The sequence below is a fragment of the Methylobacterium sp. B4 genome (assembly GCF_003201865.1).
GTDB lineage: Bacteria > Pseudomonadota > Alphaproteobacteria > Rhizobiales > Beijerinckiaceae > Methylobacterium.
Map to the genome: position 1 here is coordinate 189209 of NZ_QJJJ01000006.1, position 24310 is coordinate 213518.

The 24310-nt window shown below is 72.3% G+C and carries 29 protein-coding genes; 19 read left to right on the plus strand and 10 right to left on the minus strand.

The window, feature by feature from the left end:
* Window positions 1-12 precede the first annotated feature (12 nt).
* Genes BY998_RS10995 through BY998_RS11005 form a run of 3 tightly spaced genes read right to left on the minus strand, consistent with a single transcriptional unit; the run spans window position 13 to window position 2670 of the window.
* Complete coding sequence (locus BY998_RS10995) at window positions 13-921, minus strand: NAD(+)/NADH kinase (RefSeq protein WP_110351656.1); 909 nt, start codon at window positions 919-921, stop codon at window positions 13-15.
* 11 nt (window positions 922-932) lie between these two features.
* The gene (locus BY998_RS11000; protein WP_110351657.1) at window positions 933-1913 is read right to left on the minus strand and encodes an SPFH domain-containing protein; all 981 of its coding nucleotides are present in this window, start codon (window positions 1911-1913) and stop codon (window positions 933-935) included.
* Between the two features lies 1 nt (window position 1914).
* Window positions 1915-2670, minus strand: coding sequence for an NUDIX domain-containing protein (locus BY998_RS11005; RefSeq protein WP_110351658.1), 756 nt, complete (start codon window positions 2668-2670; stop codon window positions 1915-1917).
* A 278-nt stretch (window positions 2671-2948) separates the two neighbouring features.
* Between BY998_RS11005 and BY998_RS11010 the strand changes: the two genes are divergently transcribed.
* A complete protein-coding gene (locus tag BY998_RS11010; protein ID WP_110351698.1) occupies window positions 2949-3551 on the plus strand; it encodes a PepSY domain-containing protein in 603 nt (200 codons plus the stop codon).
* Between the two features lie 161 nt (window positions 3552-3712).
* Here BY998_RS11010 and BY998_RS11015 read toward each other — a convergent pair whose 3' ends face one another.
* Window positions 3713-4309: a histidine phosphatase family protein gene (locus BY998_RS11015; protein WP_110351699.1), complete on the minus strand. Its 597-nt coding sequence runs from the start codon at window positions 4307-4309 to the stop codon at window positions 3713-3715.
* A gap of 151 nt (window positions 4310-4460) precedes the next feature.
* Here BY998_RS11015 and BY998_RS11020 point away from each other — a divergent pair, with 151 nt between their 5' ends.
* The 3 genes from BY998_RS11020 (at window position 4461) to BY998_RS11030 (ending at window position 7383) form a co-directional block, all read left to right on the plus strand.
* Window positions 4461-5447 carry a polyphosphate kinase 2 family protein gene (locus BY998_RS11020; RefSeq protein ID WP_110351659.1) on the plus strand — a complete coding sequence of 329 codons (987 nt, stop codon included), beginning with the start codon at window positions 4461-4463 and terminating at the stop codon, window positions 5445-5447.
* A gap of 88 nt (window positions 5448-5535) precedes the next feature.
* A complete protein-coding gene (locus BY998_RS11025) occupies window positions 5536-6690 on the plus strand; it encodes an AAA family ATPase (RefSeq protein WP_110351660.1) in 1155 nt (384 codons plus the stop codon).
* A gap of 3 nt (window positions 6691-6693) precedes the next feature.
* Window positions 6694-7383 carry an MOSC domain-containing protein gene (locus tag BY998_RS11030; protein ID WP_110351661.1) on the plus strand — a complete coding sequence of 230 codons (690 nt, stop codon included), beginning with the start codon at window positions 6694-6696 and terminating at the stop codon, window positions 7381-7383.
* Between the two features lie 3 nt (window positions 7384-7386).
* On the opposite strand, the gene fabI is transcribed toward BY998_RS11030, so the two are convergent.
* Entirely contained in the window at window positions 7387-8214 is an 828-nt protein-coding gene (gene fabI, locus BY998_RS11035; protein WP_110351662.1) for an enoyl-ACP reductase FabI, read from the minus strand.
* Between the two features lie 238 nt (window positions 8215-8452).
* A complete protein-coding gene (locus tag BY998_RS11040) occupies window positions 8453-9397 on the minus strand; it encodes a DnaJ C-terminal domain-containing protein (RefSeq protein ID WP_110351663.1) in 945 nt (314 codons plus the stop codon).
* 293 nt (window positions 9398-9690) lie between these two features.
* Between BY998_RS11040 and BY998_RS24315 the strand changes: the two genes are divergently transcribed.
* Both BY998_RS24315 and BY998_RS11050 read left to right on the plus strand, forming a co-directional pair.
* Window positions 9691-11343, plus strand: a complete 1653-nt coding sequence (locus tag BY998_RS24315) for a GAF domain-containing protein (protein WP_110351664.1) — start codon at window positions 9691-9693, stop codon at window positions 11341-11343.
* 6 nt (window positions 11344-11349) lie between these two features.
* Entirely contained in the window at window positions 11350-11736 is a 387-nt protein-coding gene (locus BY998_RS11050; RefSeq protein ID WP_110351665.1) for a response regulator, read from the plus strand.
* 21 nt (window positions 11737-11757) lie between these two features.
* On the opposite strand, the gene BY998_RS11055 is transcribed toward BY998_RS11050, so the two are convergent.
* Complete coding sequence (locus BY998_RS11055) at window positions 11758-12801, minus strand: substrate-binding domain-containing protein (RefSeq protein WP_110351666.1); 1044 nt, start codon at window positions 12799-12801, stop codon at window positions 11758-11760.
* 118 nt (window positions 12802-12919) lie between these two features.
* Here BY998_RS11055 and BY998_RS11060 point away from each other — a divergent pair, with 118 nt between their 5' ends.
* Window positions 12920-13714, plus strand: a complete 795-nt coding sequence (locus BY998_RS11060) for a recombinase family protein (protein WP_110351700.1) — start codon at window positions 12920-12922, stop codon at window positions 13712-13714.
* Between the two features lie 40 nt (window positions 13715-13754).
* Window positions 13755-14057 (plus strand): hypothetical protein, encoded by a 303-nt coding sequence (locus BY998_RS11065; protein ID WP_110351667.1) that lies wholly within the window; start codon window positions 13755-13757, stop codon window positions 14055-14057.
* Window positions 14058-14116: 59 nt separating this feature from the next.
* Here the strand turns inward: BY998_RS11065 and BY998_RS11070 are convergent, their stop codons facing one another.
* Entirely contained in the window at window positions 14117-14629 is a 513-nt protein-coding gene (locus tag BY998_RS11070) for an RT0821/Lpp0805 family surface protein (RefSeq protein ID WP_110351668.1), read from the minus strand.
* An 88-nt stretch (window positions 14630-14717) separates the two neighbouring features.
* Here BY998_RS11070 and pdxH point away from each other — a divergent pair, with 88 nt between their 5' ends.
* On the plus strand, window positions 14718-15362 hold the full coding sequence (gene pdxH, locus BY998_RS11075) for a pyridoxamine 5'-phosphate oxidase (RefSeq protein ID WP_110351669.1): 645 nt from the start codon (window positions 14718-14720) through the stop codon (window positions 15360-15362).
* A 24-nt stretch (window positions 15363-15386) separates the two neighbouring features.
* Here the strand turns inward: pdxH and BY998_RS11080 are convergent, their stop codons facing one another.
* Entirely contained in the window at window positions 15387-15770 is a 384-nt protein-coding gene (locus BY998_RS11080; protein WP_110351701.1) for a response regulator, read from the minus strand.
* Window positions 15771-16078: 308 nt separating this feature from the next.
* Here BY998_RS11080 and BY998_RS11085 point away from each other — a divergent pair, with 308 nt between their 5' ends.
* From BY998_RS11085 to BY998_RS11105, 5 genes are all read left to right on the plus strand, one after another.
* A complete protein-coding gene (locus tag BY998_RS11085) occupies window positions 16079-16801 on the plus strand; it encodes an SDR family oxidoreductase (RefSeq protein WP_110351670.1) in 723 nt (240 codons plus the stop codon).
* Window positions 16794-17930: a hypothetical protein gene (locus BY998_RS11090; RefSeq protein WP_110351671.1), complete on the plus strand. Its 1137-nt coding sequence runs from the start codon at window positions 16794-16796 to the stop codon at window positions 17928-17930. Before BY998_RS11085 ends, BY998_RS11090 begins: the two co-directional genes overlap by 8 nt.
* Window positions 17927-18385 carry an NUDIX hydrolase gene (locus tag BY998_RS11095; protein ID WP_110351672.1) on the plus strand — a complete coding sequence of 153 codons (459 nt, stop codon included), beginning with the start codon at window positions 17927-17929 and terminating at the stop codon, window positions 18383-18385. The genes BY998_RS11090 and BY998_RS11095 overlap by 4 nt, the downstream gene beginning before the upstream one ends.
* 22 nt (window positions 18386-18407) lie before the next feature.
* The gene (locus BY998_RS11100; RefSeq protein WP_110351673.1) at window positions 18408-18896 is read left to right on the plus strand and encodes a TIGR02301 family protein; all 489 of its coding nucleotides are present in this window, start codon (window positions 18408-18410) and stop codon (window positions 18894-18896) included.
* A gap of 183 nt (window positions 18897-19079) precedes the next feature.
* Entirely contained in the window at window positions 19080-19334 is a 255-nt protein-coding gene (locus BY998_RS11105; protein ID WP_110351674.1) for a hypothetical protein, read from the plus strand.
* Between the two features lie 288 nt (window positions 19335-19622).
* Here BY998_RS11105 and BY998_RS11110 read toward each other — a convergent pair whose 3' ends face one another.
* Complete coding sequence (locus tag BY998_RS11110) at window positions 19623-20963, minus strand: dihydroorotase (protein ID WP_110351702.1); 1341 nt, start codon at window positions 20961-20963, stop codon at window positions 19623-19625.
* 123 nt (window positions 20964-21086) lie between these two features.
* Here BY998_RS11110 and BY998_RS11115 point away from each other — a divergent pair, with 123 nt between their 5' ends.
* The 5 genes from BY998_RS11115 (at window position 21087) to BY998_RS11135 (ending at window position 24128) form a co-directional block, all read left to right on the plus strand.
* Entirely contained in the window at window positions 21087-21941 is an 855-nt protein-coding gene (locus tag BY998_RS11115) for a folate-binding protein YgfZ (protein ID WP_110351675.1), read from the plus strand.
* Window positions 21938-22567: a DNA-3-methyladenine glycosylase I gene (locus tag BY998_RS11120; protein ID WP_110351676.1), complete on the plus strand. Its 630-nt coding sequence runs from the start codon at window positions 21938-21940 to the stop codon at window positions 22565-22567. Before BY998_RS11115 ends, BY998_RS11120 begins: the two co-directional genes overlap by 4 nt.
* Window positions 22564-23190, plus strand: a complete 627-nt coding sequence (locus BY998_RS11125) for an HD family hydrolase (protein WP_110351677.1) — start codon at window positions 22564-22566, stop codon at window positions 23188-23190. Before BY998_RS11120 ends, BY998_RS11125 begins: the two co-directional genes overlap by 4 nt.
* 55 nt (window positions 23191-23245) lie before the next feature.
* Window positions 23246-23758 (plus strand): protein tyrosine phosphatase, encoded by a 513-nt coding sequence (locus BY998_RS11130; protein WP_110351678.1) that lies wholly within the window; start codon window positions 23246-23248, stop codon window positions 23756-23758.
* A gap of 103 nt (window positions 23759-23861) precedes the next feature.
* Window positions 23862-24128: an exodeoxyribonuclease VII small subunit gene (locus BY998_RS11135; RefSeq protein ID WP_110351679.1), complete on the plus strand. Its 267-nt coding sequence runs from the start codon at window positions 23862-23864 to the stop codon at window positions 24126-24128.
* Window positions 24129-24310: the final 182 nt, after the last annotated feature.

The window sequence follows — 24310 nt, forward strand, 5'->3', positions numbered from 1 at the left end:
TCGGAGCCCGTGTCAGCCCGTGACGAGGTGCAGCGCCCGCGAAGCGGGGGCGATCCGCACCCGCTGCCCCCAGCCGAACCCCAGGAAGTCCTGCTCGATGCCGTCGGCGAAGACCACGCCGCCCTCGTTCATCCGCGATGTGACCACGAGGGGCGCCCCGGTCAGCTTGCCGGCCCGCAGCCGGGTGGCGGTGGCGACGCTGGGGAACGGCTCGCGCACCCAGAAGCCGACCGCCCGCTCCTGCGGCGCCAGCGACAGGCCGAGACGGGTCGCCTCGGCGATCGAGCGCGCCCAGCCTGTGGCCCCCGTGCCGGAGGCGACGATGAGGCCGCTGGAGGAATGCTCCTCCGCCTCGGTCTCCGAAGCGTCCCGCGGCACCTCGATCCGGTAGCGGGCGGATTGGTGGCTGCGGTGGCCGACGAAGATCTCGTTGAGGGCGAACAGGCTCTGCCCGCCATCGAGCACCGCCTGGACCATGGTGCGCCGCTCGACCGCCACGTCGCCCGCCGCGCTCGCCGGGAGCAGCCGGTCCAGACGCTCGACGGCGTGGCGCGCCAGCACCCCGTCGTAGAGGTCGGGAGCCGGATTGACCCCGATCACCGGCTGCTCGGCCAGATATTTCGCGACGTTGGCGACCAGCCCGTCCTGGCCCAGGGCGACGACGACGTCGTCGGGGCCGAACAGAAAACGGTCGAGATCGGCCCGCCGCACCAGGGTCTGGCGCCACTCGCCCGGCACCGCGGCCCGCGCCCGCGCCAGCGCGGCCTGGAAGCGCCCGTGGCGGGCCTCGACCTCGGCCAGCCCCTGCCCCCGGCTCTCCAGGAAGAAGCGCGCCTGCCCGCGCGTGGCGTGCCGGGCGATGAGCAGTTCGTAGTCGGTCTCGCGGGTGACGAAGACCGCCCGGGGGGTGATCGCGGCCATGGTCCCTTCCTTCAGCGCAGCGGGATGCCGCCGGACCGGCGGACCTCGCCGAGCAGGGTGGCCAGCAAGTCCGGGTTGATCGTGACGTGCTCGATCGTGTCGAGCTTGCCCGCCAGCGCCTGGGCGGCCAGCCCGAGCAGGGTGCCCGGCGCCACGTCGCGGTAGATCGCGATGCGGGCCTGCTCGGCCTCGGCACGCGCGCCCTCGACCGCGCGGATGCGCTCGGCCTCCGCGCCCGCCGCGATGCCTTCCGCCTCCGCCCGTCCCTGCGCCCGGTTGCGGGCGTTCTGCGCCTCCTCGGCGATCAGCAGCGCCTCGCGCCGGGCCAGCTCGGTCTTGGTCGCGAGTTCGTTCTCGGCGATCGCCCGCTCCTTCTCCACGGCGAGCGCCCGGCGGGCGAAGGTGGCCTCGTCCGCCTTCTGCTGCAGCGCCTCGTAGGTCGGCGTCTGGAGCGCGCGCTCCAGCTCGCTCGACGGGGCGAGGTTGGTGAGCCGCACCGAGACCACGGCGACGCCGATCTCGGCCAGCGAGGGCTCGGCGGCGAGTGCGGCCTGCAACTGCCCGCGCAGCGCCTCCGGCCCGGCATCGAGCAGGGCGCGGACCGGCGCACCGCCGAGGAATTGCAGCACGGTCTGGTTGGCGAGCCCGGCGATGCGCGCCTCGATCCGCTCGATCGGCTCGCCCTGGAGCCGGCCGGTGCGCAGATCCAGCGAGAAATCGACCCGGGCGGCGAGCCGCTCGGGGTCCGCGACGTGCCAGCCGATGCTGCCCTGCACCGCGACCGCCTGGAAATCCTGGCTGCGGCCGCGCACGAACAGGGTCATCTCCCGGTCGTCCATGGGCAATTCGCTGATGCTCGCCGTCTCCGGCCGGAACCAGAAGACGAGGCCGCGCCCACTCTGGCGCGGGCGGCCGTTGCGGTAGCGGACGACGTAGTGGCTCGCCTCGCTCCGCAGCTGGGAGAGAACGCCGAAGCGGCGGATCGTGGCCATGTCAGTCTCCTTGTCGAGAGGGGTCTTGCGGGGCGGGATCGCGGAAGCGGTACAGTTCGGCCGGGCGGTAGGAGGTGCCCGCCTCGTGCCGCCCCGTGGGGGCGAGCCAGCCGCGGTCGAGCATCCGGCGGCGGAAGGCGGGCTTGTTCAGCGGCGTGCCGAGGATCGCCTCGTGCACGTCCTGGAGCTGGCGCAGGGTGAACAGCTCGGGCAGCAGCGCGAAGCCGACCTCCGAATAGTCGAGCTTTCCCCGCAGCCGCCGCAGGGCCATGGCCAGGATCTCGCCGTGGTCGAAGGCGAGGCTCAGCGCCTCGCCCGAGGCTGAGAGGGCCGTCGCCGGCCCGTCCGCCCCGGGCGGCACGAGCGTGGCCGGATGCAGGGCCGGCGCGCCGGCCAGCGCCTCCGAGAACGCGGCCTCCGTCAGCAGCGCGAGATAGGCCACCGTGACGATGCGCATGCGCGGATCCCGCTCCACGGCGCCGAAGGTGTAGAGCTGCTCCAGATGCGCGCGCGCCCCGCCCGCCTTCTCGCGCAGGACGCGCCCGGCGGCCGCCTCGAGCGCCTCGTCGATCCCGACGAAGCCGCCGGGGAGCGCGTGGCGGCCGGCATGAGGGTGCCGGTCGCGCCGCAGCAGCAGGACGGCGGGGCGTCCCTCCCGCAGCCCGATCAGCACCAGATCGACCGCGAGCGCGGGCCGTGCGTAGTCGGCAGGATCGTAGCGCGCCAGGAACGCGGATTCCGGCTCGGCGTCGTGCATGAGATCAGCTCCGGGGCCTGTAATATCTAACCTGCGTATTAGTTATGTGCGTATCAGATATATGTCAAGCCAGGGCGTACCCTTCTCGTCCGGTCGCCGGAGGGTCCCAGGCTTTCGCCCAAGCTTTCGGGGAGCATCGCGATGAGGCCGGTTCCCGGCGGCATCGGGGAAATCGGCGATTGGTGCGTCGCAACCAAGCCGGCCCCCGGATCGTTCGGGATCGCACCACAAACCCGCAAACGGGAGACACCGCCATGTCAGCCATGACCCTCTCAGCCATGACCCTCCGCCTTGCCACCGCCGCCGGCCTGCTCGCCCTGACGACCGGGCTCGCCGCCGCCCAGAATCCCGACCTGACCAAGAACCCCGAGAATACCGGCCGCGCGCCCACCGCGACGCAGGCCACCAAGGACGACAGCAGCCTCAAGGAGTGGCAGATCGCCAAGTCGGCCAAGGTCGATCTGGCCAAGGCCATCGCCGCCGCCGAGGGCAAGGGCGAGGAGAAGGGCGGCAAGGCGATCGATGCCGACTTCGAGAAGGCCGACAGCAAGAACCCGGCCCATTACGCGATCAAGGTCGTGTACCCGAGCGGTAAGCTCGTCGAGCACGGCGTCAACGCCGATACCGGCGAGGTCTACAAGTCCGAGAACCAGCCCTTCGAGCGCTACTTCACCCGCCTGAAGGTGAGCGACTTCCAGAACGCCAAGGTCTCGCTCAAGGACGCGATCGCGCTGGCCGAGAAGAAGGCGCCGGGCGGCAAGGCCTACGAGGCCGAGGTCGAGCGCGAGGGCAACGCCGTCGAGTACGAGATCAAGGTCGCGCTCGCCGACCGCGAGCAGGAGATCAAGGTCGGCCCGGACGGCACGGTGAAGAACGACTGATCCAGGCTCCGGCCGGTCCGCCCGGCCGCAGCTTCCAGGGCCATTCCGCAGGGTCATCCCCGCACGGCAGGCCGGCTTCCCGATGGGGAGCCGGCCTCTTCGTTCAACCCCGTCGGACGACATCCGATCGATGGCTTCGCAGGGCGGATGTCGCGCGCGGCTCAGGCCCAGCGCCAGCCGCCGGGTTCGACGACGAGGATTTGCCCCTGGCGGATGCCCATGCGCGGGGCGGCGTAGATGTCGAGATGGCCGAGGACGACCAGGAGCGCCCGGGCGACGCCGCCATGGGCGACCATCACCGTCGGGCGGCGCAACTCGCTCACCGCCTCCTCCACCCGCGTCTCGACCATGGCGTAGCTCTCGGCCGTGTCGCCGCGGGGCCGGTAGCCCCAGCGGTCGCGGTCCCGCGCGGCGGCCCCCCCGGGATCGCGCCGCCGGATCTCGGCCCAGGTCCGCCCCTCCCAGGCGCCGAAGCCGATTTCCCGCAGCCGGAGATCGGTGCGGTAGCCCGCCGCCGGCAGGCCGATGCCGACGCGGATCGCTTCCATGGTGCGGCGGGTGCGGGTGAGCGGGCTCGCGACGTAGTCGGCGGTGGGCAGGGCCGCCCCGGCGATGCGGCGCAGGCGCTCGGCGGCCTCCTCGGCCTGGGCGAGGCCGCGGGCGTTGAGGTCGGTGTCGCGGTGGCCCTGGAGGCGCCCCTCCGCGTTCCAGTCCGTCTGGCCGTGGCGCACGAACCAGATCGTCGGAGCCCCGCTCACGCGACGGCTCCGCGGCATCCCCGCGAAAACCCCGACGCGCCGGATCGGGAACGGCGAAGGCGGCGCATCTGTTGGGGCTCCAAGCTTTTCCCTTCCTGCGGGGCCGCGCATCACGGTTCCGCGATCGGCTCGTGAGCGGGTAATCTTCGGCATGGCGCGCAAGAACGGCAAGGACGGCACCGGCCCGGGACCGGAGAAAGCGCGGGAAAGAAAGTCGCAGGCGGCGTTGCGCGACCATCCCCCCTCCTTCGCCGGTTGGGCGCGGGCGGCGATCGCGGGCTCCGGCACCGCGCCGAGCCTGTCGCCGCATCTCCACCCCGTTCCGCCGCCGGCCGCGCCGGGCATCGTCACCGTCGAGCCGGGCGCGCGCTTCACCCTCGCCGCCGTCGATCCCGAAGCCAGCGGCGGCCTCGACAAGGCGGAGGCCAAGACGCTGCTGGCCGCGCAGCGCGACCGCATCCGGACGCTTCAGGAAAAGCTCTACGCCGAGCGCCGCCGCTCCCTGCTCGTGGTGTTCCAGGCGATCGATACCGGCGGCAAGGACGGCACCATCCGCAACGTGCTGGAGGGGGTGAACCCGCAGGGCTGCCGGGTCACCTCGTTCAAGGTGCCGAGCGCGGAGGAGCTCGATCAGGACTTCCTCTGGCGCTACCACGCCCACGCCCCCGGCCGCGGCCTGATCGGCGTGTTCAACCGCAGCCACTACGAGGACGTGCTGGTGGTGCGGGTGAAGGGCCTGGTGCCGGAGGAGACGTGGCGCGAGCGCTACGGCCTCATCAACGACTTCGAGCGGCTGCTGACGCTCTCGGGCACGGTGATCCTGAAGTTCTTCCTGCACATCTCGAAGGACGAGCAGAAGGAGCGCCTGGAGGCGCGCCTCGCCGACCCGGAGAAGCACTGGAAGTTCGACCCCGCCGACCTCGTGGAGCGCAAGAGCTGGGACGCCTACCAGACCGCCTTCGACGACGCGCTGACCCGCTGCTCCACGCCCTACGCCCCCTGGCACGTGGTGCCGGCCAACCGCAAATGGGCCCGCAACGTCATGGTGGCCAAGACCATCGCCGACACGCTGGAGGCGATGGACCCGCGCTTTCCCGAGCCGCGCGAGGGGCTGGAGGGGATCAAGGTGCCGGATTGATTCGTGCTCGGTCGCGGGAACCGGTCTCCCCGAATCGCCCTCCGAACGGTCTAGATTGCCGCCGTTCAAGCCCTCGGGAGAAGCGCCGATGCCCGTCGTTCGCGAGATCGAGGCGGCCGGCTACCGCTCGCTCAAACACATTCGCTTTCCGGTCGGGCCGCTCTCGGTCTTCGTGGGCGGCAACGGCACCGGCAAGACCAACCTCTATCGCGCGCTCAGCCTGCTCCAGGCGGCGTCGGCCGGCACGCTGACCCGGGCGCTCGCCGCCGAGGGCGGGATGGAATCGGTGCTCTGGGCCGGCACCCGCCGACGGGGCGAGCCCGCACGGGTGCGGCTCGGGGCCGAGCTTTTCGACGACGCCACCGGCCAGAGCCACACCTACGCGGTGGAGGTCGGCCTCGTGCCGCAGGCGGGCGAGGAGATCTACGGGGCGGCCTTCGCTCGGGAGCCGCAGGTTAAGACCGAGCGCCTCGTCCTCCAGGCGGGCGCGCGGCCGGTCACCGTGCTCGACCGCGACGGCCCGGCGGGCTTCGTGCGCGACGAAGAGGGCCGCAAGCGCCCCTTCGGCACCGACCTGCTCCCGACCGAGACGGCGCTGGCCTCGCTTCAGGACGCGGCGCGCTTCCCCGAGATCCAGATCGTCCGCCAGGCCATGGGCGCGTGGCGCTTCTACCACGACGTGCGCACCGATGCCGGCTCGCCCCTGCGCCGTCCCTGCCTCGCGGTGACGACGCCGACGCTGTCCTCCGACGGCGCCGACCTCGCCGCCGTCTTCGCCACGCTGGCCCATATCCGCAGCGACACCGCCGACCTCGATGCGGCGGTCGCCGACGCCTTCCCCGGCGCCCGCCTCGTTCTGCCGCCGCCGGAGCGCGAGGCCCGGTTCGGCCTGATCTTCTCGGAATATCCCAAGCGGGTGTTCGAGGCCTCCGAACTCTCCGACGGCACGCTGCGCTTCCTCGCCCTCGCGGGCGCGCTGCTCGCCTACCGGCTGCCGCCGTTCCTGGCACTGAACGAGCCCGAGACCAGCCTGCACCCGGACCTGATGGAGCCGCTGGCGCGGATGATCGCGCGGGCGGCGCAGCGCAGCCAGGTCTGGCTGGTGACCCATTCCGAGCGCCTCGCCGCGGCGGTGGCCGCGTATGGCGGCGTGCGCCCGCGCGTCGTGCTCAAGCGCGAGGGCGCGACCTGGATCGAGGGTCTGCGGCTTGCCGGGGATTTTTCGCAGGACGAGGAGGATTGAGAGATGCGGGTCGCGATTCTCAGCCTGCTGACCGGGCCGGTCGCCCCGCTCGGGGACGGGGGCGCCACCAGCGCCATCGCCAAGGGGCCGGTGGCGGGTCCGATCGCGGTGGGGCGGCTGGGTCTCGCGGGCGACGCGCAGGCCGACCGCCGCTTCCACGGCGGCCCGGAAAAGGCCGTGCACCACTACGCCCTGGATCATGCCGCGGCCTGGCGTGCGGAGCTGCCCGGTTTGCCCGACCTGCTGGAGCGGCCCGGTGCCTTCGGCGAGAACGTTTCGACAAGCGGCCTCACCGAAGCGGAGACCTGCGTCGGCGACCTGTGGCGGGCGGGCAGCGCCCTGCTTCAGGTCTCGCAGGCGCGCCAGCCCTGCTTCAAGCTCAACCTGCGCTTCGGCGTGCCGGACATGGCCCGGCGGGTACAGGCGGGCGGGCGCACCGGCTGGTACTACCGGGTGATCGAGACCGGCACCGTGGCGGCGGGCGACACTCTGGACCTCGTGGAGCGCCCGCACCCGGACTGGCCGCTGTCGCGGCTCCTGCACCACTTTTACGTGGACCGCCTCGATGCGGCGGCTTTGCGGGCCATCGCCGCCCTGGAGCCGCTCTCGGAATCCTGGCGCGCCCTGGCCGCCCGCCGGTTGGCGAGCGGGGCGGTGGAGGATTGGCGCCGGAGGCTTGGGGAAGCGGGGTGAGGCCTAGTCGCGATCGCGGGTGATGTCGGGCGCGTCCGGGTTCTTCATGCCGACGACGTGGTAGCCGGCATCCACGTGCAGGATCTCGCCGGTCATGCCGCGGGACATGTCGGAGAACAGGTAGGCCGCGGTCTCGCCGACCTCCTCGATGGTCACGGTCCGGCGCATCGGCGCGTTGTACTCGTTCCACTTCAGGATGTAGCGGAAGTCGCCGATCCCCGAGGCCGCCAGGGTCTTGATCGGACCGGCCGAGATCGCGTTGACACGAATCTGCTTCGGGCCGAGATCGGCGGCGAGATAGCGCACGGACGCTTCCAGCGCGGCTTTCGCGACGCCCATCACGTTGTAGTGGGGCATCCACTTCTCGGCACCGTAATAGGTCAGGGTCAGCATCGAGCCGCCCTCGCGCATGATCTTTTCCGCGCGCTGCGCCACCGCCGTGAAGGAGTAGCAGGAGATCAGGAGCGACTTGGTGAAGTTCGCCTCCGAGGTCTCGAGGTAGCGGCCGGTCAGCTCGTCCTTGTCGGAGAAGGCGATGCAGTGGACCACGAAGTCGATCCCCTCGGGGAAGGCTTCCGCGGTCGCGGCGAAGGCGGCATCGATCGAGGCCGGATCGGTCACGTCGCAATGGCCGACGACCCGGGCGTTCAGCTCCTTCGCCAGCGGCTCGACGCGCTTCTTCAGCGCCTCGCCCTGGTAGGTGAAGGCGAGTTCCGCCCCGTGCGCGGCGGCGCTGCGCGCGATGCCCCAGGCGATCGAGCGATTGTTGGCCACCCCCAGCACCAGCCCGCGCTTGCCCGCGAGCAGCCCGCCCGGCTTCTGATCCGACATGCCTCACCTTCGCTTCGGCCGCGCGGGCGCCTCCCGACGGGAAGGGCCCTGCGCCGGGGCCTCCTTAGCGGAGGGCCGACGGAGGGGGAAGCCTGCTTGGTTTCTTCGCGGGCCGAGTGCCACGCTCGATCGCCGACGCCGGGGCCAAGTCTCGGGGTCCGTCTATCCAAGTCTCGGGGCCCGTCTGCCTTGAGACGGGCCCTGCGCCAGCCGGCCGTGGGACGGGTCCGACGGGCGCTCAGGCCGTGCCGGCCTTGGCCTCGCGGCGGCGGCGGGCGTAGTCGGTCAGCGCCGCATCCTCGCCCGCGGGCAGGACGATGGCGGTCGTCGCGAACAGGTCGCCGGACGTGCCGTCCTTCTTCGGCAGGCCCTTTCCGCGCAGGCGGAAGGTGCGGCCGGAACTGGTCATCGGCGGCACCTTCATCTCGACCGCCCCGGTCAGCGTCGGCACGCGCAGGGTCCCGCCGAGCACCGCGTCCTCCAGCGGCAGATCGACGGTGGCGCGCAGATCCGCCCCCTCCAGCTTGAACACGGGATGGGGCTGGATGCGGATGGTGAGCAGCACGTCGCCGGGCTCCCCGCGGGGGCCGCCCGGGCCGCCGAGGCCCCGCAGGCGGATGGTCTGGCCGTCGACGACGCCCTTGGGGATCATCACGTCGACGTCGCGTCCGCCGGGCAGGCCGATGCGCATCTTCTCCTCGCCCGCGACCTGCTCCAGCGAAACGCTGAGTTCGGCCGCCACGTCGTCGCCGCGCACGGGACCGCCGCGGCCGGCACCCGGCCCGGCCCCGCCCGCGCGAAAAGCCTCGCCGAAGATGTGGCTGATGAAGTCCTCGCCGATGCCGCCGGGCCCGGCCCCGCCGGCCCCGCCCCGCGCGCGGGTAAAGCCTTCGAAGTCGAAGCCGCCGCCACCGCCGCGTCCGCCGCCGAAGCCGGAAAAGCCCTCGAAGCCGGTCGCCCGGGGCTTGCCCTCGGCATCGATCTCGCCGCGGTCGAACTGGCCGCGCTTCTCCTTGTCGCCGAGAATCTCGTAGGCCGTGTTCGCCTCAGCGAAGCGCTCCTTGGCCTTCGGGTCCTTGTTGCTGTCGGGGTGGTAGGCCTTGGCGAGCTTGCGGAAGGCCTTCTTGATTTCGGCCTCGCCCGCGCCCTTGGGCACACCCAGAACGTCGTAGGGGTTTCGCATCGGGGCTCTTTTGAAGGGATCGCAACCGTACAGGGATACGGCCTCTGCCGCTCGGCGACAACGTGGGAAGGGCGTTGCGGCTCTGCAACACCCCGGCGGGTCGCATTCACCGATCCGTGCGTGTTTTTCGCGCGAGCATCGGCCAGGGGAGCGCAGCCCGCGCCTGGAAGCGGGCCGGCCGGAACACCGGAGCGATCGCTTCGAGGAATCCCCTCGGGGCGGCAGGATGGCGACATGACACCCTCCCCGGGGGGCCGTATAACGGCGAACGCCAAGCTCCGCCGCCGGCCGCAATGATCCACCGCCCCGAGAGCTCCCTCACGCCGGATACTTCCGATCCGGACCGCCTCGCCGAGCTCGAGGCCCTCGAGATTCTCGACACGGTTCCCGAGGAAGGCTTCGACGATGCGGTGCAGATCGCGCGACTGATCTGCCATGCCCCGGTGGCCCTGATCAGCCTCGTCGCGGCCGACCGGCAATGGTTCAAGGCGCGGGCCGGCTTCCCGGACTGCGAGACCGATCTCGGCCGCTCCGTCTGCGCCTACGCGCTGAGCGCGCCCGACCTGCTCGTCATCCCCGACCTCTCCACCGATCCGCGCACCCGCAACAACCCCCTGGTGACGGGCGAGCCGCATATCCGCTTCTATGCCGGCGCGCCCCTGCGCACCCCGAGCGGGCACGTGATGGGGAGCCTGTGCGTGATCGACCACCGGCCCCGGCCGGAGGGGCTGACGGAGGCGCAGCAGGACGGCCTGCGCCGGCTGGCGCGCCAGGTGATGATCCTGCTGCGCGAGCGCCGCCAGCTCGCCCGGATGCAGGCGGCCGAGGTGCTGACGCGGGCCGCCGCAGCCCGCCGAGCCGCGCTGATCGAGCTCGGCGACCATCTGCGCGACCGCGGCACCGTCGAGGAGATGACGGCGACGGCCGCCGAGATCGTCGGCCGGACCCTGAACGGCAGCCGCGCCGGGTACGGTGAACTCGACGCGAGCGGCCGGTTCGTCTCGATTCCGCGGGACTGGTCCCTGCCCGGCGAGCTCAGCCTGGTCGGCCGGCACCGCCTCGCCGATTACGGCAGCCTCGGCCCGGTGATCGAGCGCGGCGACACCCTCGTGGTCTCGGATGTCGGGACGGACGGGCGGACCGCGGAACACGCCGCACCGTTCGGCGCCATCAACATCACCGCCATGCTCAACGTACCGGTGCGCGAGCGCGGCCGCACGGTCGGCCTGCTGTTCGTTCACAGTCCCACGGTCCGGTCCTGGGCGCCGGAGGAGATCGCCTTCGCCCGCAACGTGGCCGACCGCGTGCAGGTCGGGCTCGCGCGCCTGCGGGCCGAGGAGCAGCAGGCCGTGCTCAACAAGGAGCTCGCCCACCGGCTCAAGAACACGCTGGCCATCGTGCAATCGATCGCGACGCAGACGCTGCGGGGCGTCGCCGAGCGCCCGCTGGTGGAGGCGTTCGAGCGGCGGGTGCTGGCCCTGTCGCGCGCCCACGACGTGCTGATGCAGAGCAGCTGGACCGCCGCCCGGATGCGCGCCGCGATCGAGAGCGTCCTGGCGATGCAGGCCGACCACGACAGCTACGCGCTCGACGGGCCGGATCTCGACATCTCGCCGCAGGCGGCGCTGTCGCTGTCGCTCCTGCTGCACGAACTGGCCACCAACGCGCTCAAGTACGGCGCCCTGTCGGCGGGCACGGGGCGGGTGCGCGTCACGTGGCACGTCGAGGAGGGCCAAGCCCCCTCACAAGCCCCCACCCTCGTGCTCGGCTGGACCGAACGGGGCGGCCCCGGCGTCACCGCGCCGAGCGGTCGCGGCGGCTTCGGCTCGAAATTGATCCGCATGGGCCTCGTGGGAACGCGGGCCGCCGACATCCGTTACGACTCGGTGGGCCTCAGAGCCGAGTTCCGCGCGCCGCTCGCGGACATGCAGCCTCAGGCCGACTGATTCCCCATGGCGCAGGTCCAAGCTCCCCCGTCGGTCGCGCCGTCGGCCCATGTCCTCGTCGTCGAGGACGATCCCATCCTGATGATGGCGCTGGTCGAGTTCGTCGAGGATGCCGGCTGCGTCGCGATCGAGGCGTCCACGGCGGCCGAGGCGATCGGCATCCTGGAAGCCCGCCTCGACATCCGCGCGGTGCTGACCGACCTGGACATGCGCGGCTCGAGCGCCGGGATGACGCTGGCCGCGGCGATCCGGCACCGGTGGCCGCCGATCGACCTGCTGATGGTGTCGTCCCAGCCCTGGGATGCGGCACAGGTCCCCGCGCGCGGCCTCGTGCTCGGCAAGCCGTTCGACCGGCGCCGGATCGTGGCCGCACTTCAGAAATTCGCCGCTTAGCGCCCGTCCCGTGAACGGCCTTCAGGGCGCGTCGGGTCCGGCGGAGCGATAGCCAGGCGTGCCGGCCGCGCGTGCCCGCACGGCGGCGATCAGCGCCTCGAGGGCCGGGGCGGTGAGGGTGCGGCTCGCCGCGAGATAGTAGGTCTCCCAGCCCACCGACAGGAAATCGAGGCCGAGCCGGTCGGCCGCCGCCCGCACGCCGAGTCCGGCGTCGGCCGCCCCGCAGGCGATCACGGCCGCGACCGCCTGATGCGTGAACTCCTCGACCGCGTAGCCCTGGATCGCACCGGGGGCGAGGCCGGCCTCCGCCAGCATGCGGTCGAACCAGTTGCGCGTGCCCGATCCCCGCTGGCGGTTGACGTAGCGCACGCCCTCCGCGGTCAGGTCGGCGAGGCTGCGGATGCCGAGCGGGTTGCCGGGGGCGAGCAGCAGACCCTGCTCGCGCTCGAACAAGGGGTGCGACACGAGCCCGGCGCTCGCATCGAGGCCGGAGAACGGCACGTCGGCCTGCTCGGGCGTCAGGGCTCCGCAGTGGAAACCGGCCGCATCGACGCCGCCGTCGAGGAGGAGCTTCACCGCCACGCTGCTGCCCATCACCGACAGCTCGATCTCGCCGTGCTCGGCCGGGATCTCGCGCAGGATCTCGATCAGCAGCGGGTCGTGACTGGCCGCGAGTCGCAGCGCTCCGGCCCGGCCGGTGAGCAGACGCCGCAGACGGTGCTCGATGGCGCGGGTCTCGCGCCCGAGGCTCGCATCCAGCCCCGAGACCGCGGACGCGAAGGCCTCCGCCAGGGCGGAGCCGAACTCCGTGAGTTCGGAGCCCTGGCCGCGGGTCTTGCGCACGAGCGGCTGGCCCAGGGCCGTTTCGTAGGCCTGCAGCCGCGCCCAGGCCGCGCGATAGGACAGGCCGAGGGTCTCGGCGAAGCCCTTGATCGAACCCGTCCGCTCGATGGCCTCGAACACCACCATCAGATCGCGCACCTCGAGCACGTTCGAACAGATCTGCACCGTGCCGCCGAGTCGGAAGGCCACGGCGACCGAGACCTTATCGGCAGTTCCGTTCATATTGATGGCCCTCCAATAGTCGTACACATCAGATAGCGCGAAAGCCGGAGACGTGTCGCGGCCCGGCCGACCGATGTCCCCGCGCTTCGCCACACAGACGCAGCGCGGCCGACCTCAGATGCCCTCAGACCTCTTCGTTTCCTATCTCCATGCCGGCCTTGCCGGATCGGACCGTTCCGGCTCCCCCTTGGCCGCCCAGCGCGCGGCGGTCGCCCGCTACGTCCGCGGACGCGGGCGGCTGGCGGGGGAGGTCGTCGAGACCGGAGCGGACCGTCGGGACTCGGAGCAGCCGGGCCTGCGCGAGGCGCTGACCCTGTGCCGCTTGCGCGGCGCCACGTTGCTGATGGCCGAACTCGGCGCCTTTAGCGAGGACCCCGCCTTTCTGCGCCACCTGAGCGCCGAACTGCGCCGCCTGGATCTGCGCTTCGCCGCCGCCGACAGCCCCGAGGCCAGCGAGTTGACGCTCGGCATCATGGCGGCGCTGGCCGAGGCCGAGGACCGATTGGGCGTGAGCCGCACCCCGGAGACGATGGCGCGCCGCCACGAGTTCTACGCACGGGTCACAGCCGAATGGCGGGCGCAGCCGCCGGCCGGAAAGGGCGGCACGCCTGCCTCCATGTCTACCTCCATGCCTGCCGCCGGGACCGCTCGGCCCGCCGCTGCGGCGGATCACGGGAGCCTCGCGGCGCCCGCGCAGCGCAGCCGCGAGAGGGCGGAGCAGGTCGCGCCGATCCTGAGCGAGATCCGCGCCGCCGGCGCCCTGACGCTGGAGCAGGTCGCCAACGCGCTCAACGCCCTGGGCGTCCCCTCGGCGCGGGGGAACCGCTGGTACCCGATGCAGGTGACGCGGGTCGAGAAGCGCCTGGCCGCCGGGCGCGAGGCACACGTCGTCGAACACGCTCTTCACGCCTGATTTCCTCACCGAAATCGGGGTCGATCCGGAACTTCGAGGGATGGCTGCTTCTCTGACCGTCGGCGACCTCTTCAAGGCCAAGGCCGTCACCGACGAGCAGGTGAACACGGCGGTCGAGACGTATCTGACGAGGCCCGAGACATCGGCCCATCCGATCGCGGAGGGCTACACGGTCGACCTCGCCGCTGCCGTCGAAGGGCATGGCTGGGCGAGCCAGATCGCGGCCAACCCCGCGATCAACCCCGTGCTGAGGCGGGCGGCGGTCCAGACGGCGATCCTGCTGGCGCGGGCGCGCAAGGCGCGAACCGTGCGCCGGAAGGATCGAACCGCCCCTCTGGCCTGAGGCATGACGCCGGCCCGGCCCGCCGGGACCGAACCGTTCCGGGCGGGGATGGAGCCGGATCAGGATTTGGCCGAGCGCAGCCGCTTCAACTCCCACTCGCCCCCGGAGGGCTTGCAGCCGGTGCCGCGCACGAAGCGGCTTTTGACGCCGCTCGCAGCGCCGCCGACCACGGAGGCGAGGAAGTCGCGGCAGATCTCGTCGCCCGCCACGTAGGGCAGGCCGGTCGGGTTGACCGAGCCGCGCATCGCGGATTCCGGGTTCTCCCACTTCACCGGGCGCCCGTTGCCCTGCGGATCGAGGGCGACCGAGAGCGCAGCGTGGGCGCGCCGCCAATCCTCGGTGTCGAGGTCGCCGCCGAAGCTCGCGGGGCGCTTGAGAATGCTGCCGGTGACCAGGGGTTCGGGCGCGGTCGGCGCCTCCTCCGCCCTGAAGGACAGGATCGGCCCGCTGCAGCCCGCGCAGGCGGCGACGAGGCCGGCCGTCAACAGGCGCCCCACGATCCCGGACACGGATCGGGAGGCGGGCGCCGCCGGCTGGACTTTGCGAGGGACTTTACACAGACGCAGACGCATTACACCTGAACTCGAGGCATACGGGGAGTCCGACAGGGTGTGCCGCCCAACGTCGGTGCCCCCCGACCCGGCTGCCACAGGGAAGAAAATGGCCAGCGATCGGTTAAGAGACGGTGATCCCGACGGACATGCGGTCCACCCTGAGGATTTCACGTTGTCGTCAGATCCCTGGGCGCTGTTCGCCGCCTGGATGGCGGAGGCGGAAGCCTCCGAGCCCGTGGACGCCAACGCCATGGCGCTGGCCACCGCCGGCCCCGACGGCCTGCCCGACGTGCGGGTGGTGCTGCTGAAGGGCCTCGATCCCCGCGGACTCGTCTTCTACACCAACGCGGAATCGGCCAAGGGCGGGCAGCTCGCCGCCAACCCGCAGGCCGCGACCGTGCTCTACTGGAAGTCGCTCGGCCGGCAGATCCGCACCCGCGGCCCCGTCTCCCCGGTCACGCCCGAGGAGGCCGACGCCTATTTCGCCAGCCGCCACCGGGACAGCCGCATCGGCGCCCATGCGAGCCGGCAGTCGCGCCCGCTCACCGACCGCCCGACCCTGATGGCCGAGGTCGCCGCGCTCTCGCAGCAATACGAGGACGGCCCGGTGCCGCGCCCCGAGCACTGGCTGGGCTACCGCATCGCGCCGGTGCAATTGGAGTTCTGGCAGAACGGCGCCTACCGCCTGCACGACCGGGTACGCTTCACCCGGGCGGGCGACGGCTGGACCCGGTCGCGGCTCTATCCCTGAGATTTCTTCGCGAGGGGCGGCCGGTCAGGCCATCACCGAGCGGATCGCCGAGACCAGCCCTTCCTCGGAATAGGGCTTGCGGATGAACAGGCCGTCCGGCGGTATGTCGCCGGGCGCGGGCCGCACCTTGCCGGAGGTGATGATGATGCCGATCCCCGGCCAGCGCCGGGCGATGCATGCGGCGAGCTTGATGCCGTCGATGCCCAGCGGCATGTCGATGTCGGTCACGACGACGCGCACGCCCTCCCCCGCATCCTCCCCCTCGTCGAGCACACGGATCGCCGCGTTGCCGTTGGAGGCCTCGCAGGTCGCGTAGCCGGCATCCTGGATCATCTCGACCGCGGCCTGACGGGTGACGACGTCGTCCTCGACGACGAGCACGACCGGCCTCGCTTCCGCTTCGCTCACGCGCTTCATGCCCCCCGAAATGCCCGCAAGCCTCGTCCCCCGCTCGCACGAAGGCCGGACGGGGGCAAGCGCACGATGGCCTTCGCGGGCCTCCGTGCGAGCGGAGGTAACGGACGCGGAGCCCGGGGCGTTTCGTGAAAACGGCTTTTCGGGCGCCTTTCGCAATGCAGCGCCGACCCTGGATTTCCGGCAGGGCGCGGCTTAGACCATGTGTCGAAGGCCCGCGCTCGCGCGCTCACCGCGGCGCTTTTTTCGAAGCGGGCAGCGAGGAACCGGCCTTGGCCTCATCCAACGACCGTCGACGGGTGATGCTGCTCACCGGCGCCAGCCGGGGCATCGGGCACGCCACCGTCAAACGCTTCTCCGCCGCGGGCTGGCGGGTCATCACCTGCTCGCGCCACCCCTTCCCCGAGAACTGCCCCTGGGAGATGGGACCGGAGGATCACCTCCAGGTCGATCTGGCGGATGCGGCCGACACCGTGCGCGGCGTGCGCGAGGTGGCCGAGCGTCTCGCCGCCGAGGGCGGCCTGCTGCACGCGCTCGTCAACAATGCCGGCATCTCGCCCAAAGGCCCGGAGGGCGAGCGCCTCGGCGCGCTCACGACCGAGTACGAGGACTGGGCCCGCGTCTTCCAGGTGAACTTCTTCGCGCCGATCCTGCTGGCGCGGGGCCTGTGCGACGAGCTGACCCGGGCGCGCGGCTCGATCGTCAACGTCACCTCGATCGCCGGCTCGCGGGTCCACCCCTTCGCGGGCGCCGCCTACGGCACCTCGAAATCGGCGCTCGCCGGGCTGACCCGGGAGATGGCCGCCGATTTCGGGCCGCTGGGCGTGCGCGTCAACGCGATCTCGCCGGGCGAAATCGACACCTCGATCCTCTCGCCGGGCACCGACAAGCTCGTGCAGCAGATCCCTCAGCGCCGGCTCGGCACCCCGGACGAGGTGGCCAAGGCGATCTACTTCCTCTGCACCGAGGCCTCCTCCTACGTGAACGGCGCCGAGCTCCACATCAACGGCGGCCAGCATGTTTGACCGCCGGGCGGCGCTCGCCGCCCTGCTGTGCCTGGTGACCCTCCCCGCGGGGGCGGAGGCCGCGCGGGTCGAGCCGGTCGCCCTGCCCTTCGCCGTCAAGGCAATGCGCGGCCCCGGCAGCGAGGTCGCCCTCTCGGTCGCGACCTCGGGGCTGCTGCCGCTCGCCCGCGCCCCCGCCAGCGCCGACCCGAAGGCCGCGGGCCCGGCCGGGCCGCCCCCCATCGTCGTGGTCTGGGGCGAGGGCGGCGGGGCCGTGCTCAGCCTGGAGGGCGAAACCCTGCGCACCACGCTGATCGGCGCGGAAGCCGTCGAGGGCTTCGCCGCCGCCGAGACGCCGCGCGGGGCCGTGCCCGGCTCGCGCCGCGCCCTCGACGGCCCCTTGAGCGCCTACCTCACCGGGCCGACCCGGGCGCTCGGCGGCGCGCCGGGCCAGGGCACGGTCCTGACCCTGCGCGAGCGCCAGCCTCTGGGCGTCACCGCCGAGCCCAAGGCGGTGCCGGTGACGACCCACACCCTGGCGCCGGGCGAGGCCAGCGTCTTCGCCGGCCGTACGCCCCGCATCACCCGCCTCGACGGCCGCCCGGCGGTGGTTGCCGTCACCGCCCAGGGGCCGGCGGGCTCCGCCCTCGCGCTCGCGCGCAAGCAGGCGGATGGCGCCTGGACGCTCGCGGCCGCCTCGCCGCCGCAGGCCGGCCGGGGTCCTGAGGGCGCGCCGCTCGCGCTCGCCGGGCTGGCCGACTTCGCCGGGACCGGCACGCCCCAGATCGCCGCGATCCGCGCCCCCGAGGGCGAGGGCGTGCTGCAGTTCTGGCGCATCGCCGACGGGACTTTCAGCCTCGCGGGCGAGCTGCCGGGCTATGCTGGCCCGGTGGCGGGCGAGGAGGCCGACCTCGCCGCCGCCGTGCCCAGGGGCGGCAACCCGCCCGAACTCGCCCTGCCGGTGGCGGGCCGCGGCGCGCTCGCCCTCGTCTCCGCGAAGGGCGGTGCCCCCCGGGAGCGGCTGCGCTTGCCCCTGCCCGCTCCGGCCGCCCACGGCGTCGCCGTGCTCGACGCGAGCGGGAGCGCCAAGAAGATCCTCGTCGGCCTCGCCGACGGGCGCCTCGTCGCGGTGGCGGCGGACGCACCATGAGCGGGTCGTCCGAGGAAGACGGGCGGCTGTTTCCGGCCCGTCCGCTGATCGGCGTGTCGGTCGCGGTGATCCGCGAGGGGCGCGTGCTGCTGGCCGCCCGGGCCAACGAGCCGATGCGCGGCGTCTGGACCCTACCGGGGGGCCTCGTGGAGGCCGGCGAGTCGCTCGCCGCGGGCGCCCTGCGCGAGTTGCGCGAGGAGGTCGGGTCGCTCGCCGAGGTGGTCGGCCCGAGCCTGACACCCACCGAGATCATCCTGCGGGACGAGGCGGGCCGTGTCCGCCACCATTACGTGATCCACCCCCACGCCGCGCTGTGGCGCGGGGTCGAGCCGGAGCCGGGGCCGGAGGCGCTGGCCGTGCGCTGGGCCGCCCTCGACGAGATCGCGGGCTTGCCCACCACCCCGGGACTGATCGACACCCTGCGCGAGGCGTTTTCACGGGTGGAGCACGGTTGACGATGGCGGGAGACGGCACGGCATGAGGCGCGGCGAATGGGGCGTTCGCGCGGGCGGGGCGAGGCTGCGGCTCGCCGCGTTGCTGGCGCTCGTCCCCCTGACGCTTGTCCCCCTGGCCGAGGCGACAGCCCAGCGCTCGGCGCCGGCCCGCGCCGCGACGAAGCCGCAGGAAAAGGAGAAGGAGCCCCCGCCGCCCGCCGAGCCGCCGCCCGCGCCCTACGATCGCGACCTGCTGCGGCTCTCCGAGATCGTCGGGGCGCTGGCCTTCCTGCGCAATCTCTGCACCGCACCCGACGCCGCCGAGTGGCCGGCCCGGATGAAGGCGATCCTCGACACGGAAGGGGTGACGCAGAGCCGCCGCGACCGGCTGGCCGGCGCCTATAATCGCGGCTTTCGCGGCTACAGCCTGACCTACCGGGTCTGCACCCCGGCCGCGGGCGAGGCGGCGCGCCGCTACATCGCCGAGGGCGAGCGCCTCTCGCACGCCATCGCCGGGCGATTCGGGGGGTAGGCGTGGCCGCAGAGCCGCGCCTGTGGCGGACGCGACACAGGACCGGGTCGTTGCAAAAATCGATCGCAATTGCACATCGGCGTTAACCTCTTCGCAATTCCCGGCTTCCCGGCCCGTCAAGGCTGCCGTATCGTGGCGATGTCTTGCCGGCACCGTTCCGGCCGAGAAGCGAAGCCGCCCGCCATGATCCACGATACCGACACCGCTGCCTTCGACATCGATGCGGAGAGCAAGCGCCTCGCGCTCGGCCTCGTGACGGAGGCCTTCGCGGAAGGCTGCCTCGATGGGATCGACGGCGACTGCATGGCCCAGGCCGCCCTGTTCGCGGCTTTCCAGGAGCTGGTCGCCACCTACGGCGAGGACGCGACCGCCCGCTACGCCGAGACCCTGCCCGAGCGCATCCGCGGCGGCGGCTTCACCACGACGCTGCAGCATTGAGGAAAGCGATGTCGGCCACCCCGGCATCGACGACGAGAATCTCATAAACCGTCCTCCCCCTGAGGCGCCGCAGCGCAGCGGCGGCCTCGAAGGGTGGGATGACGTCCGGCTGATCCCCTCGGCTTCTTTGGTCATTGCGAGGCGAAGCCGTGGCAATCCAGGGCGCGGCCTTTCCTGAAATGCCGCGCCGCTGAATCGCTTCGCTGTCGCTCGCGACGACGGAGCAGGGCCAAACCCGAAGCGTTCGGCCGGCGATGGGAAGAGGCGGCGCGAAGGAGACCCGACCCGTCACCGCGCGGCGGGCAACGCCTCCTCGAACACCACCGCCTCGCCCCGCGAGGGGTTGGCCAGTTCGCCCTGCCACATCACCGGCGTGCCGCGCACCACCGTGCCCACCGGCCAGCCGGTGACGGTCACGCCGTCATAGGGCGTCCAGCCGCATTTCGAGGCGATCCACTCGTTGCGGATGGTCTCGCGGCGCTTGAGATCCACCACGGTCACGTCCGCGTCGTAGCCGAGCGCCAGCCGCCCCTTCCGGGCGATGCCGAACAGGCGCTTGGGGCCGGCGCTCGTCAGGTCCACGAACCGGGCGAGCGAGAGCCGTCCGGCCGCCACATGGTCGAGCATGATCGGCACCAGCGTCTGCACGCCGGTCATGCCGGAGGGGGAATCCGGGTAGGGCTTGGCCTTCTCGTCCAGCGTGTGCGGCGCGTGGTCGGAGCCGAGCACGTCGACCACGCCCTGGGACAACCCGCGCCAGATCCCTTCGCGGTGGGCCGCGTCGCGCACGGGCGGGTTCATCTGCACCAGCGTGCCGAGCCGGGCATAGGCTTCCGTGCCGTCGAGCGTGAGGTGGTGCGGCGTCGCTTCCACGCTCGCGACATCCTTGGCCTCGGCGAGGATCGGCATCTCGTCGGCGGTCGAGATGTGCAGGATGTGGATGCGGGCCCCCGTCTCCCGCGCCAGCGCGATCAGGCGCTGCGTGGCCTTCACCGCGACCTCGGGCGAGCGCCAGACCGGGTGCGAGGCGGGATCGCCGGGAACGCGCAGACCCTTGCGGTCGCGCAGCATCGGCTCGTCCTCGGAATGGAAGGCGGCGCGTCGGCGGATGCGGCTCAGGATCTCGCGCACGCCGGCATCGTCCTCGACCAGGAGCGAGCCGGTGGAGGAGCCGATGAACACCTTGATCCCGGCCGCGCCCGGCAGGCGCTCCAGGTCGGCCACCGCGCCCGCATTCTCGTGGGTGCCGCCGACCCAGAAAGCGAAGTCGCAATGCATCCGGTGATGGGCGCGGGCCACCTTGTCGGCGAGCGCCTGCGCGCTCGTCGTCTGCGGGTTGGTGTTGGGCATCTCGAACACCGCCGTGACGCCGCCCATCACCGCCGCGCGCGAGCCCGTCTCCAGATCCTCCTTGTGGTCGAGGCCGGGCTCGCGGAAATGCACCTGGCTGTCGATCACCCCGGGCAGGAGGTGCAGGCCGCGGCAATCGCACCGCTCGGCGGCCGAGGTCCCGGACAGATCGCCGATGGCGGCCACGCGTCCGGCGCGGATGCCGAGGTCCGCGCGATGCTCGCCATCATGGTTCACCAGCGTGCCGCCGGACAGGACGAGGTCCAAGGGGGCTTCGATCGGCGCTTCCATCGGGCTCTCCCGGTTCGTTTGTCGCGATTGAGACGCGGATGGGCGCGGCTTATGTCAGGCGTCCCACGCGCGCAACGCCGCCGTCCTTTTGCTGCGCCCCGAGGAGATGCCATGCCGATCGCCCTGCTGCCGGACCGCGCCGTCATCGCCGTGTCGGGGCCGGAGGCGCTGCCCTTCCTGCAAGGCATCCTCACCTGCAACGTCGAGACGCTGCCGGAGGGCGAGGCGCGGCTCGGCGCGCTGCTGACGCCGCAGGGCAAGATCCAGTTCGATTTTCTGGTGTCCCGCGCCGGGGATGGCTTCCGCCTCGACGTCGCCGCGGAGCGGGTGGCCGACCTCGTCAAGCGGCTCGGGCTCTACCGTCTGCGGGCCAAGGTGAGCGTGGCCGCCGAGCCGACGCTGGGTGTGGCCGCCGCCTGGGATGGGTCCGAGACCGCCGCCGAGACGGCCCGCATGCGGGACGGGCGCCTGCCCGCGCTGGGCGAGCGGCTGTATTTCGAAGCGGGCGCCTTCTCGGCGGATGCGACGGAGGACGATTACCACGCCCACCGCATCGGCCTCGGCGTACCAGAGGGCGGACGCGACTTCACCCTCGGCGACGCCTTCCCGCACGAGGCGCTGATGGACCAGCTCGGCGGCGTCGACTTCAAGAAGGGCTGCTATGTCGGCCAGGAGGTCGTCTCGCGCATGCAGCACCGCGGCACCGCCCGCACCCGCATCCTGCCCATCGTCTACCGCGACGGCCCGGCGCCGGCCCCCGGCACGGAGGTGACCGCGGGCGCGCGCAGCCTCGGCGTCACCGGCAGCGCGGCCGGCGGGCGGGGCCTCGCCGCGATCCGTCTCGACCGCCTCGGCGATGCGCTCGCCGCCGGCGAACCCGTGCGGGCGGGCGGCACCATCGCGGGCGTCTACAAGCCCGATTTCGCCACCTTCGCCTTCCCCGCCGACACGGCCGCCGCCGGATGAGCGCCGACGCCTCCGGGCTGATCACCACCCATCCCGACGGCTGCCCGCGCTGCGGATGGGCGGGGCTCGACCCCATCTACGTCGCCTATCACGACACTGAGTGGGGGGTGCCGGAATTCGATTCCCGCGCCCTCTACGAGAAGCTGATCCTCGACGGATTCCAGGCGGGCCTGTCCTGGATCACCATCCTGCGCCGCCGCGACGGCTTCCGCCGCGCCTTCGAGGGGTTCGAGCCGGAGCGCGTCGCCCGCTTCACGGACGGCGATGTCGAGCGGCTGATGGGCGATACCGGCATCATCCGCAACCGCGCCAAGATCCGTGGGGCGATCAGCGGTGCGCGGGCATGGCTCGCCATCGAGGAGAGCGGCCCCGGCTTCTCGCCCTTCCTCTGGGATTTCTGCGACGGTCGGCCGATCCAGACCAACGCAACGAGCCGCGCCGACATCGCCACCGAGACGGAGGTGTCGCGCAGGATGGGCAAGGCGCTGAAGGCGCAGGGCTTCACCTTCTGCGGCCCCACCATCGTCCACGCCTTCATGCAGGCGGTCGGCATGGTCAACGACCACCTCACCGGCTGCCACCGCCACGGGCCTTGCGCCGCATCGGCCGAGGGCCGCCATCCGTGAGCGCCGCCGCGGACATCCCGAAAAAGCCGGCACGGGCCTGGCAGCGGATGCTGTCGGGCCGGCGGCTCGACCTGCTCGACCCCTCGCCGCTCGATGTCGAGATCGGCGACATCGCCCACGGGCTCGCCCGGGTCGCCCGCTGGAACGGGCAGACGGCGGGGCCGCACGTCTTCTCCGTGGCGCAGCACTCGCTGCTGGTCGAGGCGATCGGCGGCGCCCTCGACCCGCGGCTCGGCGCGCGCGAGCGGCTCGAACTCCTGCTCCACGACGCGCCCGAATACGTGATCGGCGACATCATCTCGCCGCTCAAGAACGCCATCGGCGACGCCTATCGCAGCGTGGAGCGGCGCCTGCTCGCGGCGATCCGCCAGCGCTTCGGGCTCGAGGCGCCCTCCCCGGCGCTGGCCCGCCTCGTCAAGCGCGCCGACCGGATCGCCGCCGCGATCGAGGCGACGCGGCTCGCCGGCTTTTCGAGCGCCGAGGCCGACGGGATCTTCGGTCGCCCCCCGGCGCTGCCGCCGGAGATCCAGGCCGAGATCGAGCGGCTGATCGCGGGATGGCCGACCGCGGACGCGCAAAGCTGCTATCTCGCCCGCTTCGCGACCCTGCAGCGCGAGGTGTGAGACGCCGGTCCGCCCGGGCGGCCGAACACCGTTTCGAGAACCGACCAGACGACAAATGCCCACCCTTCATGTCTGCCCGCTCTCGCGCCTGCGCGACACGATCGCGGCGCACCGCGCCGGCCATCTCGTCACGCTGGCCACGCTCGGCAGCGCGGTGGAGCGCCCGGCCGCGATCCGCCCCGAGCACCATCTGCGGGTGGGGTTCAGCGACATCGTCGCGCCGCTGGAGGGGCATCTGCCGCCGGGAGAGGCGCATGTGCGGGCCGTGCTCGACTTCGTGGCGGCGTGGCCGCGCGAGCGGCCGCTGGTGATCCACTGCTACGCCGGCATCAGCCGCTCCACCGCCGCGGCCTACGCGGCGGTCTGCGCCCTGCGCCCGGATCGGGACGAGGCGGATGTCGCCCGGGAGCTGCGGCAGCGCGCGCCCAGCGCCACGCCCAACCGCCTGTTCGTGGAGATCGCCGACCGCCTGCTCGGGCGCGAGGGCCGGATGAGCGCGGCGATCGCCGGGATCGGACGGGGCGCGGAGGCCTTCGAGGGAACGCCGTTCCAGCTCGACTTGGAATAAGGTAGGAGAGCCGCCCGAACCGCTCCGATCGGTCGCACGCAATCGACCCGGGCTTGTGCGACCGGACCACGCCCGTCATAACCCGCCCCAAAGAGGATCCGGGATGAACGCTCATACACCCGACGCGCCCGCCGCGGGGACGACGGACGATCTGCCGTTCGAGCGTGCGCTGGAGCAGCTCGAGGAGATCGTACGCCGCCTGGAGCGGGGCGACGTGCCCCTCGACGAGTCGGTGGCGATCTACGAGCGCGGTGAGGCGCTCAAGCGGCATTGCGAGACCCTGCTCAAGCGGGCCGAGGCGCGCATCCAGAAGATCGCGATCGGGCCGGAGGGGCAAGCCGCCGGCACCGCCTCGCTGGATATCGAGTGAGCGGGCGGGGCGCTTGATTCTCGAACATCATCATATCGTGCAAAGCTTTGCACGGATTCTTTCACTTCGGGCATGAGGCTGGTCCGGTGGCACTAGCGGACACGACGATCCTTGAGGGTCTTGAGACGCCGGATCGTCTCCGGCTTCTGCCGGAAGGCGAGCTGCGACGGGTGGCCGACGCC

Bases quoted from the DNA above. Each gene is read 5' to 3' on its own strand.
- BY998_RS11000 (WP_110351657.1), bottom strand. From the start codon at position 1,913: ATGGCCACGATCCGCCGCTTCGGCGTTCTCTCCCAGCTGCGGAGCGAG.
- BY998_RS11010 (WP_110351698.1), top strand. From the start codon at position 2,949: ATGACCCTCCGCCTTGCCACCGCCGCCGGCCTGCTCGCCCTGACGACC.
- BY998_RS11135 (WP_110351679.1), top strand. From the start codon at position 23,862: ATGAACGCTCATACACCCGACGCGCCCGCCGCGGGGACGACGGACGAT.
- BY998_RS11105 (WP_110351674.1), top strand. From the start codon at position 19,080: ATGATCCACGATACCGACACCGCTGCCTTCGACATCGATGCGGAGAGC.
- BY998_RS11070 (WP_110351668.1), bottom strand. From the start codon at position 14,629: ATGCGTCTGCGTCTGTGTAAAGTCCCTCGCAAAGTCCAGCCGGCGGCG.
- BY998_RS11005 (WP_110351658.1), bottom strand. From the start codon at position 2,670: ATGCACGACGCCGAGCCGGAATCCGCGTTCCTGGCGCGCTACGATCCT.
- BY998_RS11065 (WP_110351667.1), top strand. From the start codon at position 13,755: ATGGCTGCTTCTCTGACCGTCGGCGACCTCTTCAAGGCCAAGGCCGTC.
- BY998_RS11030 (WP_110351661.1), top strand. From the start codon at position 6,694: ATGCGGGTCGCGATTCTCAGCCTGCTGACCGGGCCGGTCGCCCCGCTC.
- BY998_RS11090 (WP_110351671.1), top strand. From the start codon at position 16,794: ATGTTTGACCGCCGGGCGGCGCTCGCCGCCCTGCTGTGCCTGGTGACC.
- BY998_RS11025 (WP_110351660.1), top strand. From the start codon at position 5,536: ATGCCCGTCGTTCGCGAGATCGAGGCGGCCGGCTACCGCTCGCTCAAA.
- BY998_RS11050 (WP_110351665.1), top strand. From the start codon at position 11,350: ATGGCGCAGGTCCAAGCTCCCCCGTCGGTCGCGCCGTCGGCCCATGTC.
- BY998_RS24315 (WP_110351664.1), top strand. From the start codon at position 9,691: ATGATCCACCGCCCCGAGAGCTCCCTCACGCCGGATACTTCCGATCCG.
- BY998_RS11120 (WP_110351676.1), top strand. From the start codon at position 21,938: ATGAGCGCCGACGCCTCCGGGCTGATCACCACCCATCCCGACGGCTGC.
- BY998_RS11085 (WP_110351670.1), top strand. From the start codon at position 16,079: ATGCTGCTCACCGGCGCCAGCCGGGGCATCGGGCACGCCACCGTCAAA.
- pdxH (WP_110351669.1), top strand. From the start codon at position 14,718: ATGGCCAGCGATCGGTTAAGAGACGGTGATCCCGACGGACATGCGGTC.
- BY998_RS11100 (WP_110351673.1), top strand. From the start codon at position 18,408: ATGAGGCGCGGCGAATGGGGCGTTCGCGCGGGCGGGGCGAGGCTGCGG.
- BY998_RS11040 (WP_110351663.1), bottom strand. From the start codon at position 9,397: ATGCGAAACCCCTACGACGTTCTGGGTGTGCCCAAGGGCGCGGGCGAG.
- BY998_RS11020 (WP_110351659.1), top strand. From the start codon at position 4,461: ATGGCGCGCAAGAACGGCAAGGACGGCACCGGCCCGGGACCGGAGAAA.
- BY998_RS11115 (WP_110351675.1), top strand. From the start codon at position 21,087: ATGCCGATCGCCCTGCTGCCGGACCGCGCCGTCATCGCCGTGTCGGGG.
- BY998_RS11060 (WP_110351700.1), top strand. From the start codon at position 12,920: ATGCCCTCAGACCTCTTCGTTTCCTATCTCCATGCCGGCCTTGCCGGA.
- BY998_RS11055 (WP_110351666.1), bottom strand. From the start codon at position 12,801: ATGAACGGAACTGCCGATAAGGTCTCGGTCGCCGTGGCCTTCCGACTC.
- BY998_RS10995 (WP_110351656.1), bottom strand. From the start codon at position 921: ATGGCCGCGATCACCCCCCGGGCGGTCTTCGTCACCCGCGAGACCGAC.
- BY998_RS11130 (WP_110351678.1), top strand. From the start codon at position 23,246: ATGCCCACCCTTCATGTCTGCCCGCTCTCGCGCCTGCGCGACACGATC.
- BY998_RS11095 (WP_110351672.1), top strand. From the start codon at position 17,927: ATGAGCGGGTCGTCCGAGGAAGACGGGCGGCTGTTTCCGGCCCGTCCG.
- fabI (WP_110351662.1), bottom strand. From the start codon at position 8,214: ATGTCGGATCAGAAGCCGGGCGGGCTGCTCGCGGGCAAGCGCGGGCTG.